The sequence below is a fragment of the Salipiger sp. PrR007 genome, from assembly GCF_010499845.1.
Taxonomy (GTDB): domain Bacteria; phylum Pseudomonadota; class Alphaproteobacteria; order Rhodobacterales; family Rhodobacteraceae; genus Salipiger; species Salipiger pacificus_A.
This window is the reverse complement of the sequence record NZ_JAAGOZ010000039.1, coordinates 173,563-186,026: the sequence shown is the minus strand read 5'-3', so window position 1 is coordinate 186,026 and position 12,464 is coordinate 173,563. Positions and strand designations below refer to the sequence as shown.

The 12,464-nt window shown below is 68.3% G+C and carries 13 protein-coding genes; all 13 read right to left on the bottom strand.

Annotated elements, in window-relative coordinates; translation table 11 throughout:
- Window positions 1-5: 5 nt before the first annotated feature.
- The 13 genes from nuoE to G0Q01_RS17350 all read right to left on the bottom strand — a co-directional run bounded on the left by nuoE (window position 6) and on the right by G0Q01_RS17350 (window position 12,464).
- Window positions 6-887: an NADH-quinone oxidoreductase subunit NuoE gene (gene nuoE / locus G0Q01_RS17410; RefSeq protein ID WP_164195453.1), complete on the bottom strand. Its 882-nt coding sequence runs from the start codon at window positions 885-887 to the stop codon at window positions 6-8.
- A 94-nt stretch (window positions 888-981) separates the two neighbouring features.
- Window positions 982-1,320, bottom strand: a complete 339-nt coding sequence (locus G0Q01_RS17405) for a hypothetical protein (protein ID WP_235940212.1) — start codon at window positions 1,318-1,320, stop codon at window positions 982-984.
- The gene (locus G0Q01_RS17400) at window positions 1,317-2,537 is read right to left on the bottom strand and encodes an NADH-quinone oxidoreductase subunit D (RefSeq protein ID WP_164195455.1); all 1,221 of its coding nucleotides are present in this window, start codon (window positions 2,535-2,537) and stop codon (window positions 1,317-1,319) included. Before G0Q01_RS17400 ends, G0Q01_RS17405 begins: the two co-directional genes overlap by 4 nt.
- Window positions 2,537-3,148 carry an NADH-quinone oxidoreductase subunit C gene (locus G0Q01_RS17395; RefSeq protein WP_108966126.1) on the bottom strand — a complete coding sequence of 204 codons (612 nt, stop codon included), beginning with the start codon at window positions 3,146-3,148 and terminating at the stop codon, window positions 2,537-2,539. The genes G0Q01_RS17400 and G0Q01_RS17395 overlap by 1 nt, the downstream gene beginning before the upstream one ends.
- Window positions 3,149-3,165: 17 nt before the next feature.
- On the bottom strand, window positions 3,166-3,783 hold the full coding sequence (locus G0Q01_RS17390) for an NADH-quinone oxidoreductase subunit B family protein (RefSeq protein ID WP_193989024.1): 618 nt from the start codon (window positions 3,781-3,783) through the stop codon (window positions 3,166-3,168).
- A complete protein-coding gene (locus tag G0Q01_RS17385) occupies window positions 3,774-4,139 on the bottom strand; it encodes an NADH-quinone oxidoreductase subunit A (protein WP_108966128.1) in 366 nt (121 codons plus the stop codon). Before G0Q01_RS17385 ends, G0Q01_RS17390 begins: the two co-directional genes overlap by 10 nt.
- 367 nt (window positions 4,140-4,506) lie before the next feature.
- Window positions 4,507-5,298, bottom strand: coding sequence for a crotonase/enoyl-CoA hydratase family protein (locus tag G0Q01_RS17380; RefSeq protein WP_164195457.1), 792 nt, complete (start codon window positions 5,296-5,298; stop codon window positions 4,507-4,509).
- 27 nt (window positions 5,299-5,325) lie between these two features.
- Window positions 5,326-6,180: a hydroxymethylglutaryl-CoA lyase gene (locus tag G0Q01_RS17375; RefSeq protein WP_164195459.1), complete on the bottom strand. Its 855-nt coding sequence runs from the start codon at window positions 6,178-6,180 to the stop codon at window positions 5,326-5,328.
- Window positions 6,181-6,254: 74 nt separating this feature from the next.
- The gene (locus tag G0Q01_RS17370) at window positions 6,255-6,917 is read right to left on the bottom strand and encodes a glutathione S-transferase family protein (RefSeq protein WP_164195462.1); all 663 of its coding nucleotides are present in this window, start codon (window positions 6,915-6,917) and stop codon (window positions 6,255-6,257) included.
- Window positions 6,914-8,854, bottom strand: a complete 1,941-nt coding sequence (locus G0Q01_RS17365; RefSeq protein ID WP_164195464.1) for a biotin carboxylase N-terminal domain-containing protein — start codon at window positions 8,852-8,854, stop codon at window positions 6,914-6,916. The genes G0Q01_RS17370 and G0Q01_RS17365 overlap by 4 nt, the downstream gene beginning before the upstream one ends.
- A gap of 135 nt (window positions 8,855-8,989) precedes the next feature.
- Complete coding sequence (locus tag G0Q01_RS17360; protein ID WP_108966137.1) at window positions 8,990-10,594, bottom strand: carboxyl transferase domain-containing protein; 1,605 nt, start codon at window positions 10,592-10,594, stop codon at window positions 8,990-8,992.
- On the bottom strand, window positions 10,591-12,165 hold the full coding sequence (locus G0Q01_RS17355; RefSeq protein WP_164195466.1) for an AMP-binding protein: 1,575 nt from the start codon (window positions 12,163-12,165) through the stop codon (window positions 10,591-10,593). Before G0Q01_RS17355 ends, G0Q01_RS17360 begins: the two co-directional genes overlap by 4 nt.
- On the bottom strand, window positions 12,162-12,464 hold the full coding sequence (locus G0Q01_RS17350) for a hypothetical protein (protein ID WP_164195468.1): 303 nt from the start codon (window positions 12,462-12,464) through the stop codon (window positions 12,162-12,164). The genes G0Q01_RS17355 and G0Q01_RS17350 overlap by 4 nt, the downstream gene beginning before the upstream one ends.

Sequence of the window (12,464 nt, the reverse complement as noted above, 5' to 3'; positions counted from 1 at the left end):
TTGGATCAATCGTCGTTGTTTTCCTTACCCAGCGGCTTCGGCTCCGCAGGCTCCGGGTCCGACTTCACATCGGCCGCCGGGGTCACCGGGGCCTGACGCTTATCGATGCCGGTCTCATCGGCCGGGGCCCCTTCCGAGAGCTTCGGTGTATGGGTGTTGGGGCTTGCATCGCCCTTCTCGTTCGAGCGGTCGCGCCAAGGCGCGCGCAGCGGCACCTCGGTGCCGTCGATGCGCTTGATCGTGTCGCCGATCTCGGTCGCCAGCGCGACGGAGGCATTGAGCGTCTCGTCCTTGTCGCCGGTCAGCACCACCGGGCCGCCGAGCGGCTCGGAGCCGAAGCGGCCATTCTGCGGGCCGGGCGTGGGCACATTGCCGGCCGCCATGGCATCAAGGATCTCGGCCAGCTTCTCGCCGGTCAGGTCCTCGTAGTAATCCTTGCCGATCTGCGCCATCGGCGCGTTCGAGCAGGCGCCAAGACATTCGACCTCTTCCCAGGAGAACTTGCCGTCGGCGGAAACCTCATGCGGCCTGGCGGCGATCTTGGCCTTGCAGACCTCCATCAGCTCGCCTGCGCCGCAGATCATGCAGGACGTGGTGCCGCAGATTTGCACGTGCGCCACGCTGCCCACCGGCTGCAGCTGGAACATGAAGTAGAAGGTCGCCACCTCGAGCGCGCGAATGTGGGCCATGCCCAGCATGTCGGCGACATATTCGATGGCGGGCCGGCTCAGCCAGCCCTCCTGTTCCTGCGCCCGCCACAGCAGCGGGATGATCGCACTGGCCTGACGGCCTTCGGGGTACTTGCTGACCTGCGCCTCCGCCCAGTCCATGTTGGCGGGCGTGAAAGCGAAGCTCTCGGGCTGTTCGTGATGAAGACGGCGCAGCATGGGCAAACGGACCTTCGGTTCATGTCATTGGCCGGGGGCGGAGGCGCCGCCGCGGCGTTGGGACGGGGCCGGTGCCCCGCCGCTCCTTATTCTGTCAGCCCGCCGCTGTCTCGGCGGTCTCTGCGTCAGCCACCGGTTCGGCGGACACCGCCGGCGCGCAGCTTCCGGTCACCAGGCGCACGCCGCCGGTTTCGCTGGGCACGGCCTCTTCGGTCTTGACCTTGTAGGCGGCGATCTCCTGCACCTGCGTGCGGCTCAGGCCGCTCTGCAGTTCGACCGGCTGGTAGTCGCTCTCGGACACCAGCTCGCAACCAATCGAGGTCACAGCGTCGTCCCAGGCCATGAGGTCCTGCTCGTCGGTGCCCTTGGGGGGCATGGCACAGGCGGCCAGCAGGCCAAGCGCGCAAAGCGCGGCGGAAACACGGATCATCATCGGTCAACCTCTCCGAACACGATGTCGAGCGAGCCGAGGATCGCCGCGACGTCGGCCAGCTGGTGGCCCTTGCAAATATAGTCCATCGCCTGCAGGTGCAGGAAGCCGGGCGCGCGCAGCTTGGCGCGATAGGGCTTGTTGCTGCCGTCGGCGACTAGGTAGACGCCGAACTCGCCCTTGGGCGCCTCGACACAGGCGTAGACTTCGCCTGCGGGCACGTGGAAGCCCTCGGTGTAGAGCTTGAAGTGGTGGATGAGCGCCTCCATCGAGGTCTTCATCTCGGACCGCTTCGGCGGGGTGATCTTGCCGCGCGCCAGCACGTCGCCCTGGTTCTCGGGCAGCTTCAGCTTCTCGCAGGCCTGGACCATGATCTTCACGCTCTCGCGCATCTCGGCCATGCGGACGAGGTAGCGGTCGTAGCAGTCGCCGTTCTTGCCGACGGGGATCTTGAAGTCGAACTCGTCGTAGCACTCATAGGGCTGCGCGCGGCGCAGGTCCCAGGCAAGGCCGGAACCGCGCACCATGACGCCCGAGAAGCCGTGCTCCTGGATGTCCTGCTCGGTCACCACGCCGATATCGGCGTTGCGCTGCTTGAAGATGCGGTTCTCGGTGAGCAGATCGTCAATGTCCTGCAGGCGGGCCGGGAACTGCTGGCACCACGCAAGGATGTCGTCGATCAGCTCGGGCGGCAGGTCCTGGTGGACGCCGCCGGGGCGGAAGTAGGCCGCGTGCAGACGCGCGCCGCAGGCCCGCTCGTAGAAGACCATCAGCTTCTCGCGTTCCTCGAAGCCCCAGAGCGGCGGCGTCAGCGCCCCCACGTCCATGGCCTGCGTGGTGACGTTCAGCAGGTGGTTCAGGATGCGCCCGATCTCGCAGTAGAGCACGCGGATCAGCTGGGCGCGGCGCGGCACCTCGACATTGCACAGACGCTCGATCGCCAGCACCCAGGCGTGTTCCTGGTTCATCGTGCCGACGTAGTCGAGCCGGTCGAAATACGGCAGGTTCTGCAGGTAGGTGCGGCTCTCCATCAGCTTCTCGGTGCCGCGATGCAGCAGGCCGATGTGCGGATCGCAGCGCTCGACGATCTCGCCGTCTAGCTCGAGCACGAGGCGCAGCACGCCGTGCGCTGCCGGGTGCTGCGGGCCGAAGTTGATGTTGAAGTTGCGGATCTTCTGTTCGCCCGAGAGGGCGTCTTCGAAACCTTTGGAGCCGTCCATCACTTCGCCCCCTCCTCGGCCTTTTCATCGCCGGGCAGCACGTATTGCGCGCCTTCCCAGGGAGACATGAAATCAAACTGGCGGTATTCCTGCACCAGCTTCACCGGCTCGTAGACAACGCGCTTCAGCTCTTCGTCGTAGCGCACCTCTACATAGCCCGTGGTCGGGAAGTCCTTGCGCAACGGGTGGCCGCGGAAGCCATAGTCGGTGAGGATGCGGCGCAGGTCCGGGTGCCCCGAGAAGAGGATGCCGAACATGTCGAACACCTCGCGCTCGAGCCAGTTGGCCGACGGGTGCAGCGCGGTGATCGACGGCACAATCTCCTCCTCGCGCACCGAGACGCGCAGGCGGATGCGATGGTTCTGGTACATCGACAGGAAGTGATAGACCACGTCGAAGCGCTTGGGGCGGTTCGGGTAGTCGACCGCGGTGATGTCGACCAGCGTCGAGAAGCGGCAGGTCGGATCGGCCCGCAGAAACTCCACCAGCCCGGCGATGTTCGCCGGAGCCACGTCCACGTTCAGCTCGCCGTGGGTGACGTCCCAGGCGATCACGCAATCGGGGCGCTTGACCTCGATGTGGGCGCCCAGCTCGTTCAGTGCTTGCGTCATTGCATCCCCTCCCGCGCTCAGCGCACGATCGTGCCGGTGCGGCGGATTTTCTTCTGCAGGGCCATGAGCCCGTAGAGCAGCGCCTCGGCTGTCGGCGGGCAGCCCGGGACGTAGACGTCCACCGGAACGACCCGATCGCAGCCGCGCACCACGGAATAGCTGTAGTGATAATAGCCGCCGCCGTTTGCGCAGGAGCCCATCGAGATCACGTAGCGCGGCTCGGGCATCTGGTCGTAAACCTTGCGCAGCGCCGGGGCCATCTTGTTGGTCAGCGTGCCAGCGACGATCATCAGGTCCGACTGGCGCGGCGAGGCGCGGGGCGCGGTGCCGAAGCGCTCGAGATCATAGCGCGGCATCGAGGTCTGCATCATCTCGACGGCGCAGCAGGCCAGACCGAAGGTCATCCAGTGCAGCGAGCCGGTCCGCGCCCAGTTGATCACGTCATCGACGGAGGTCAGCAGGAAGCCCTTGTCCTGCAGCTCGCGGTTCAGCGCCTGCGTCGCGACCTCGCGGTCGCCCCCGGCGGTGTTGAGCCCGTAGGCGACCGGGGCCGAGGGAGCGGACTTGATGCGCGGCCCCTGCCGGCCATCGCCCTGAACCTCTGTCACCAGCGGCGTCTCGTCGGTCACTCCCATTCCAGGGCCCCTTTCTTCCATTCGTAGGCAAAGCCCGCGGTCAGCACCGCAAGGAAGGCCATCATCGACCAGAAGCCAACCATGCTCACATCCTTGAAGGCGGTGGCCCAGGGGAAGAGGAAGGCGATCTCGAGATCGAAAATGATGAAGAGGATCGAGACCAGGTAAAACCGGACGTCGAACTTCATCCGCGCGTCGTCGAATGCGTTGAACCCGCATTCATAGGCCGAAACTTTCTCCGGGTCGGGCCTGCGCACCGCCAGCACGACGGCCGCGAGGATGAGCACCAGACCGAGGCCCACGGCGACGGCGAGAAAAACGAGGATGGGAAGATATTCCCGCAGCATCTCGTCCACGATGTGGCTCCTTTGCGAGGCGCACCGCTTAGCGGCACGGAGACCATGGCTTTGTTGCCTTGCTGTGAGTGACTTATCGCCGAGTGCGAGCCGGGTCAACAACCGCTCAAGATATTCACGGATGCTGAAAATGCTTTCACGACAATGAGATACTTCGCATTCCGCAAGGTAATCACTGATGTTTCGGCATTTTTTCCGTCGACCGTTGCATACATTCTCCGCGCAGAGGCAGACTCACCCACCCCGCGCTGCCAAAGAAAGCGCCATGATCACGGAAACGAGATCCGATTGTCCTCGCCGCAGGCCGGCCGCGGCGGAAACGCGCACAAGCAGCGCGGCGCGCGGCCGCCCTGCGGCACCAGCCGGCTCAGTCCCGCTTCGGCGCGGCCCAGGGCGCCGGACGCTTGTCGAAGAAGGCGGCGATGCCCTCCTGCGCCTCGGCAGTCTCCCAGCGCGCGGCCAACGCGTCGATCGCCATGTCCACCTGCGCGGGCGTGACCTTTCCGGCCAGCGCGGTCAGCAGCGCCTTGCTCTCGCGCACCGCACCGGGGGCGCAATCGAGATAGGGGGCGATCTCCGCTTCCACCGCCGCATCCAGCGCCTCGGGCGTGACGACTCGGTTCAGCAGGTCGAGCGCCTGCGCCTCTTGCGCGCCGAAGATACGGGCACTCATGAAGACCGCCCGCGCCTTGGTCCCGCCCATGCGGGCGATCACATAGGGGCCGATATTGGCGGGCAGCAGGCCAAGCCGCGTTTCGGTGAAGCCGAACTTCGCGCCCTCGACGCCGACCACAACGTCGCAGACCGAGATGAGGCCCATACCCCCGCCAAAGGCATTGCCCTGCACCTTGCCGATCAGCGGCTGCGGCAACGCGGCCAGCGCGCCGAGCGCCTCGGCGATGCGCCGCGACTCGCGGCGGCGGGTGTCACCATCCATCTCGAACTGCTGGCGCATCCATGCCAGATCGCCGCCGGCGCAGAAGCTCGCCCCCTCCGCCGCCAGCACCACCACGCGGACGCTGTCTTCCGCCGCGAGCGCCCCGGCGGCCGCCACCAGCTCGGTCATCATCTGCGCCGAGAGCGCGTTGTGCTTCTCGGGCCGGTTCAGCACCAGCTCCGCCACGCCGCGCGCGTCGATGCGCGTCTCGATCAATGCCATCTAAGGTCTCCCTTGCCGCCCCGCGGCTCATCCGTTGCGCATCCCGCGCGCCAGTGCCGCCGCCTCGTCCAGCACCGCGCGGTCGAGCCCGGTTTCATATCCAAGCGCCGCCAGCCTGTCCGCCACCGCCTCGGTCGCCACGTTGCCCGCCGCCCCCGGCGCATAGGGGCAGCCGCCAAGTCCGCCGACCGCCGCGTCGAAGACCCGCAGCCCCATGGCCAGCGCCGCCTCGACATTCTCGAGCGCCCGCCCCCCGGTGTCGTGAAAATGCCCGGCGAGCTGCGCCGGCGGCACCTCCGGCGTCACCGCCTGCAACATCGCCGTCACCGCCTCGGGGGTCGCCCGGCCGATCGTATCGCCCAGAGAGATCTCGTAGCAGCCCATGGCAAGCAATGCCTGCGCCACCTTCGCCACCTGCTCCGGCGCCACCATCCCGTCATACGGGCATTCCACCACGCAGGAGACATAGCCCCGCACCGGCAAGCCCGCCGCCCGCGCCGCGTCGGCCACCGGCGCGAAGCGCTCGAGACTCTCGGCGACGGAGGCATTGATATTGGCGCGGCTGAAACCTTCCGAGGCCGAGCCGAAGATCGCCACCTCGTCGACCTTCGCCGCCAGAGCCGCCTCGAGCCCCTTCATGTTCGGCGTCAACGCGGCGTAGCGCACCCCCGGCGCGCGGCGAATGCCGGCCATGACCTCCGCCGAGGTCGCCATCTGCGGCACCCACTTGGGGCTGACGAAGCTGGCGCATTCGATGCGCCGGAACCCCGCGCGGCTGAGGCAGTCGACCAGCGCGATCTTCTCCGTCGCCGGAATCAGCCGCGCCTCGTTCTGCAGGCCATCCCGCGGCCCCACCTCGAAGATCTCGACAAACTCACCCATCGTCCGCCCCTCCCCGGCCCTTCTTCTCTCTCAAGATACGCACGGCGCGGCCTCTGCCGCACGCGCAGCGCCGCTCAGCTGGCTGGCATCTCCCACGCCGGATAGAAGTCCCGCGTGTAGAGCCGCGCGCCCTCCTCCGGCAAAGCCCGCCGGAAGGCGTCGCGTCCCGTGATCCGCGCGTACCAGTCCTCGAGCCGTGTCAGCCCCTCGATGCTGCGGAAATGGCGCCCGATGTAAACCGCCTGCCCCACCGCGATATCCACCGCCGAGAATCCCTCCAGCAGGTGCTCGCCACTCTGCGCCAGCCGCGCCTCGATCGCCTCGAAGCACTTGCCGAGCCGCGCCGCCTCGAGCTGCATGATCACCGGCGAGCGCATGGCATCCTCGCGCAGCATCAGGTGCTGCTGGGTGAGCGCCGCGCAATGCTGGCTCATGGTCTCGGCAAAATGCAGCCAGACAAGGTAGTCGCGGCGCTCGGCGTCGCCCCGTGTCCGCCCCAGCCCTTTCTCGGGGTAGAGCTCGCAGAGGTATTCCATGATCGCGCCGGATTCGAACATCGTCTCGCCGCCGATCTCCAGCGCCGGCACCCGCCCCGCGGGGGACCGCGCCAGATAGTCCTCGCGCCGCAGCGACTTGTCGAAGCGCTCGCTCACCAGCTCGTAGGGCAACCCCAGTTCCTCGAGCAGCCACAGCACCCGCATCGAGCGCGACTGCGGCACGTGGTGGAGGCGGATCATGCCTCTTCCTCTTCCAGACGGATCAGCGCTGCCCCGGCCTCGACCTGCGCCCCCGCCGCGACCAGCACCTCGGCGACGATGCCGTCGCGCGCGGCGCGCAGCGTGTGCTCCATCTTCATCGCCTCGAGCAGCGCCAGACGGTCGCCCGCTGCGACCTGCGCCCCCGGCTCGGCAAAGACTGCGACCACCTTGCCCGGCATCGGCGCCTCGACGAGGTTGCCGCCCGCGCCTGCCTCGGCGGCGCGGTCGAGCGGCTCGACGAGGTCGAAGCGCAGCCCGTAATGGGCAAAGACCGTGACGTGGCCATCCTCGCGGAAATGCCCGGCGGCGGGACCGCCGTCGAAGCTCCAGCGGCCCTGCGAGCGGGCGGCGAGCACCGTCGCGCCGGGCACGTCGATCTCGACCATGTCCGCGCTGCGCATCCGCAGCACGCAGGGCAGTTCCTCCTCGCCCCGGCGCAGCAGGACCGAACGCGCCAGCGGCGCCCAGAGGGTGAAGCCCATGTCCCAGCCCGCGGCACCGTCGAGACCGGCCAGCACCAGCGCCGCCTCGGCCACCACCTGCGGCGCCAGTTCGGGCACCGAGATCAGCGCATCGAGATCGCGCCCGATCAGCCCGGTGTCGACCTCGCCCGCGGCGAAGCCCGCGTGCTCTGCCAGCGCCCCGAGGAAGGCAAGGTTGGTCACCGTGCCCGCCACCCGCGTGTGCCGCAGCCCCTGCGCCAGCCGGCGCAGCGCCACGGCGCGGGTCGGCCCGTGCACAATCAGCTTGGCGATCATCGGATCGTAATGCGGCGAGATCACATCCCCCGAGCGCACGCCGCTGTCGGCGCGCACATCCTCGGGGAAATCAAGATGCGCCAGCCGCCCGGTCGCGGGCAGGAAGCCCGCCGGAACGTCCTCGGCGTAGAGTCGCGCCTCGAAGGCATGGCCGGCAATGCTCAGTTCCTCCTGCGCCAGCGGCAGTGGCTCGCCGCCCGCCACGCGCAGCTGCCATTCGACGAGGTCAACGCCGGTGATCGCCTCGGTCACCGGATGCTCGACCTGCAGGCGGGTGTTCATCTCCATGAACCAGAAACCATCGGGCCGCAGTCCCTGCGAGCCGTCGACGATGAATTCCACCGTGCCCGCGCCCTTGTATCCGATCGCCTCGGCGGCGCGCACGGCGGCGGCCCCCATGGCGGCGCGCATCTCTTCGCCCATGCCCGGCGCCGGGGCCTCCTCGATCACCTTCTGGTGGCGCCGCTGCAGCGAGCAGTCGCGCTCGAACAGATGCACGGCTGTCTCGCCATCGCCGAACACCTGCACCTCGATGTGGCGCGGCGCGGTGATGTATTTTTCGATCAGCACCGCCTCGTTGCCGAAGGCGCCGCGCGCCTCGGCCCGGGCGCCCTCGAGCGCCGCCGGGAAGTCCCCCGCCGTCTCGACCAGCCGCATGCCCTTGCCTCCGCCGCCCGCCACGGCCTTGATCAGCACCGGGTAGCCGATCGCCTCGGCCTCCTTGGCAAGCCGCGCCGGGTCCTGATCCTCGCCGAGATAGCCCGGCACCACCGGCACGCCGGCCGCATCCATCAGCCGCTTCGCCGCGTCCTTGAGGCCCATGGCGCGGATCGCCGAGGCCGAGGGGCCGACGAAGATCAGCCCCGCCGCCTCCACTGCCTCGACGAACTCGGGGTTCTCCGACAGGAAGCCATAGCCGGGATGGATCGCCCCTGCTCCGGTCGCCAGCGCCGCCTCGATGATGCGCTCGCCGCGCAGGTAGCTCTCGGAGGGCGCCGCGCCGCCGATGCAGACGGCGAGGTCCGCTTCGGCCACGTGCCGCGCGCCCGCATCCGCCTCGGAATAGACCGCGACGGTCCTCAGCCCCAGCGCCCGGGCGCTGCGCATCACCCGGCAGGCGATCTCGCCCCGGTTGGCAATCAGCAGGGTGTCAAACATCGCCGCCTCCGTCTCCGCGTCCCGTCATCTTCATTCTTCTAGGCCCAAGTATCCCGGGGGAGTCGCCGCAGGCGACGGGGGTAGAGCCCGCTCTCTTCATGAGGGCAGAGCCCTCGCACGTCCAAGACCGCCCCATCACATCCGGAACACGCCGAAGCGCGTCTCCTCGATCGGGGCGTTGAGCGCCGCGCTCAGCGAAAGCGCCAGCACGGCGCGAGACTTGCGCGGATCGACGCAGCCGTCGTCCCAGAGCCGGGCCGAGGCGTAGAGCGGGTGCGACTGCTCTTCGAACATGTCGATGGTCGGCTGCTTGAAGGCCGCCTCCTCGGCTTCGGACCAGCTGCCACCCGAGCGTTCGATGGCATCGCGCTTCACGGTCGCCAGCACCCCCGCCGCCTGTGCCCCGCCCATCACCGAGATGCGGCTGTTGGGCCAACTCCACAGGAACCGCGGCTGGTACGCGCGCCCTGCCATGCCGTAGTTCCCCGCCCCGAAGGAGCCGCCGACCAGCATGGTGATCTTCGGCACGTTGGTTGTCGCCACCGCGGTCACCATCTTGGCGCCATGGCGGGCGATGCCCTCGTTCTCGTATTTGCGCCCGACCATGAAGCCGGTGATGTTCTGCAGGAACACCAGCGGGATGCCGCGCTGCGAGCAGAGCTCGACGAAATGCGCGCCCTTCTGCGCCGCCTCGGAAAAGAGCACGCCGTTGTTGGCAATGATCCCCACCGGGCACCCCTCGACATGGGCAAAGCCGGTGACCAGCGTCTCGCCGTAGCGCGGCTTGAACTCGTCGAAGCGCGAGCCATCGACCAGCCGGGCAATGACCTCGCGGATGTCGTAGGGCGTGCGCAGGTCGGCGGGCACGACGCCGAGGATCTCCTCGGGATCATAGGCAGGCGCCTCGGGGGATTGCCATTCGACCCCCGCCGGTTTCACCCGGTTGAGCCCGCCCACCGCGCGCCGCGCCAGCGCCAGCGCGTGGGCATCGTCCTCGGCAAGGTAGTCGGCCACGCCCGAGAGCCGGGTGTGCACGTCGCCGCCGCCAAGCTCCTCGGCGCTGACCACCTCGCCGGTCGCCGCCTTCACCAGCGGCGGTCCGGCAAGAAAGATCGTGCCCTGCTCCTTAACGATGATCGTCACGTCCGACATGGCGGGCACATAGGCCCCTCCCGCGGTGCAGGAGCCCATGACCACGGCGATCTGCGGGATGTTCTTGGCGCTCATCCGCGCCTGATTGTAGAAGATGCGGCCAAAGTGGTCGCGGTCGGGAAAGACCTCGTCCTGGTTGGGCAGGTTCGCCCCGCCGCTGTCGACGAGGTAGATGCAGGGCAGATGGTTTTCCTCGGCGATCTCCTGCGCGCGAAGGTGCTTCTTCACGGTCAGCGGGTAATAGGTACCGCCTTTCACCGTGGCGTCATTGCAGACCACCATGACCTCGCGGCCCATGACACGGCCGATCCCGGCGATCACCCCGGCGCAGGGCGCGTCGCCGCCGTAGATGCCATGCGCCGCCGTGGCACCGATCTCTAGGAAGGGCGCGCCCGGATCGAGCAGGTTGGCGACGCGCTCGCGGGGCAGCATCTTGCCGCGCGAGACGTGGCGCTCTCGGGCTCTTTGCCCGCCGCCCGCCGCCGCCTGCGCCGCCGCCTGCTCGATGACCCGCAGCGCCTCGAGATGGCCAGCGCGGTTGGCCTTGAACGCCTCGGAGGACGGGATGGCCTGGGATTGCAGTTTCATGTGTCCTCCTGAACCTTTGGGCGACCCGCTTCCTGCTCGGCCTCAGCCGTGGCGCGGGCCTTCAGCTGCTTGCGGATCACCTTGCCGGTGACCGTCATGGGCAGCGCCTCAAGAAACGATATTTCCCTTGGGCAAGAATAGGTTGCCAACCTTTCCTTCACCCAGGACTTCAATGCGTCGGCATCCGCCTCGGCGCCGTCTTTCAGCACGACATAGGCCTTGACGATCTCGGTGCGGAGCGGATCGGGCTTGCCGACCACGCCGACGGTCAGAACCGCCGGATGGGTGATCAGGCAATCTTCGATCTCCGCCGGGCCGATGCGGTAGCCGGCGGAGGAAATCACGTCATCCTCGCGCCCGAGGAAGCGCAGGTAATCGCCCTCCCAGGTGCCGCGATCCCCGGTCAGCAGCCAGTCGCCGCGGAACTTCTCCGCCGTGGCCTGTGGATTTTTCCAGTATTCCAGCATCATCGAGGCCGACCCCCGGCGGACCGCCACGTCGCCTTCGCCCCCGGTGGGCACACCCTCGGGGTCAATCACCGCGATCTCATGGCCCGGCACCGGCTTGCCGATACAGCCGGGGCGCGGATCGAAAAGCGTGCCGGCCGAGCTCGCCACCATGTTGCACTCGGTCTGGCCGTAGAACTCGTTGATGGTCAGGCCAAAGGCGTCTCGGCCCCAGGCCAGCATCTCGGCGCCGAGCGGTTCGCCGCCACTGGCGACGGAGCGAAGGCCCGGGATACGCACATCCGACGCCTTCAGCATGCGCAGGGCCGTGGGCGGAAAAAACACATTTCTTACAGAGTGGTCCACGCAGATATTCGCGCACTCAGAGACCTCGAACTTGGCCATGCGCGCGGCCACCACGGGGACCCCGAGCGCCAATCCAGGCATCGCCACGTCGAAGAGCCCGCCGATCCAGGCCCAGTCCGCCGGCGTCCAGAGCACATCGCCGGGCTGGCCGAGCCGGTCGTGGCTCATCTCGACTCCCGGCAGGTGCCCCATGAGCACCCGGTGGCCATGCAGCGCGCCCTTGGGTTTGCCAGTGGTGCCGCTGGTGTAGATGAGGATCGCCGGGTCCTCGGGACCGGTGTCGGCGATCGCGCTCTCGGAGGGTTCTGCGGGAAGATCGGTGATCACCTCCAGATCGAAGGGTGCCAGCATCCCGGCGCCCTCCTCATCGGTCACCACCACCCGCGCCCCGCTGTCGCCGAGCCGCGAGCGCAAGGCGTCCTCGCGGAAGAGCTTGAAGAGCGGCACCGAGATCGCCCCCATCCGCCACGCCGCGATATGCGCCGCGGCGCAGAGCGGCGATTGCGAGAGCAACACCCCCACCCGGTCGCCGCGCACGGCGCCCCGCGCCTCGAGCGCGGCCTGCACCCGGCGCGACAGCAGCGCCAGCTCGCCATAGGTCACCGGGCTGCGGCCATGCTCGAGGATCGCCACCCGGTCCGGCGCCAGCGCCGCCCAATCGTCGCAGACCTGCGCCGCCATGTTCAGCCGGGGCGGAACGCGCCAGTCGAAGCGCGCGCGCATCTCCTCGTAGGTGCCTTCGGGCAACAATGGGTTCATGTCTGCGGCCCCCTCCTGACCCGCGCGTGAAGGATGCGCCCCAGCCGGTCCATCTCGTAGACATGCGCCAGATCCTCCCGCGCGCAGGTCACCACGATCCAGACCGGCGCCTCTCCGGGGCGCCCCGTGCAATCGCTTCTCGCGGCCCCCCCGGGGCCGGTCTCGGCGTAGAGCGTGGCGGCCGTGGCAATCGCCTCGGTTTCCGTCAGCTCTGCCGCCTGCGTCCCGGCGCGGTAGGCCACCAGTGCCACCAGCGCGAGAAGCGCCAGCGCAGGGGCATACCAGAGCGACCGGGACAT

Bases quoted from the DNA above. Each gene is read 5' to 3' on its own strand.
- G0Q01_RS17365 (WP_164195464.1), bottom strand. From the start codon at position 8,854: ATGTTTGACACCCTGCTGATTGCCAACCGGGGCGAGATCGCCTGCCGG.
- G0Q01_RS17350 (WP_164195468.1), bottom strand. From the start codon at position 12,464: ATGTCCCGGTCGCTCTGGTATGCCCCTGCGCTGGCGCTTCTCGCGCTG.
- G0Q01_RS17395 (WP_108966126.1), bottom strand. From the start codon at position 3,148: ATGACGCAAGCACTGAACGAGCTGGGCGCCCACATCGAGGTCAAGCGC.
- G0Q01_RS17355 (WP_164195466.1), bottom strand. From the start codon at position 12,165: ATGAACCCATTGTTGCCCGAAGGCACCTACGAGGAGATGCGCGCGCGC.
- G0Q01_RS17390 (WP_193989024.1), bottom strand. From the start codon at position 3,783: ATGGGAGTGACCGACGAGACGCCGCTGGTGACAGAGGTTCAGGGCGAT.
- G0Q01_RS17400 (WP_164195455.1), bottom strand. From the start codon at position 2,537: ATGGACGGCTCCAAAGGTTTCGAAGACGCCCTCTCGGGCGAACAGAAG.
- G0Q01_RS17375 (WP_164195459.1), bottom strand. From the start codon at position 6,180: ATGGGTGAGTTTGTCGAGATCTTCGAGGTGGGGCCGCGGGATGGCCTG.
- G0Q01_RS17360 (WP_108966137.1), bottom strand. From the start codon at position 10,594: ATGAAACTGCAATCCCAGGCCATCCCGTCCTCCGAGGCGTTCAAGGCC.
- nuoE (WP_164195453.1), bottom strand. From the start codon at position 887: ATGCTGCGCCGTCTTCATCACGAACAGCCCGAGAGCTTCGCTTTCACG.
- G0Q01_RS17380 (WP_164195457.1), bottom strand. From the start codon at position 5,298: ATGGCATTGATCGAGACGCGCATCGACGCGCGCGGCGTGGCGGAGCTG.
- G0Q01_RS17370 (WP_164195462.1), bottom strand. From the start codon at position 6,917: ATGATCCGCCTCCACCACGTGCCGCAGTCGCGCTCGATGCGGGTGCTG.
- G0Q01_RS17405 (WP_235940212.1), bottom strand. From the start codon at position 1,320: ATGATGATCCGTGTTTCCGCCGCGCTTTGCGCGCTTGGCCTGCTGGCC.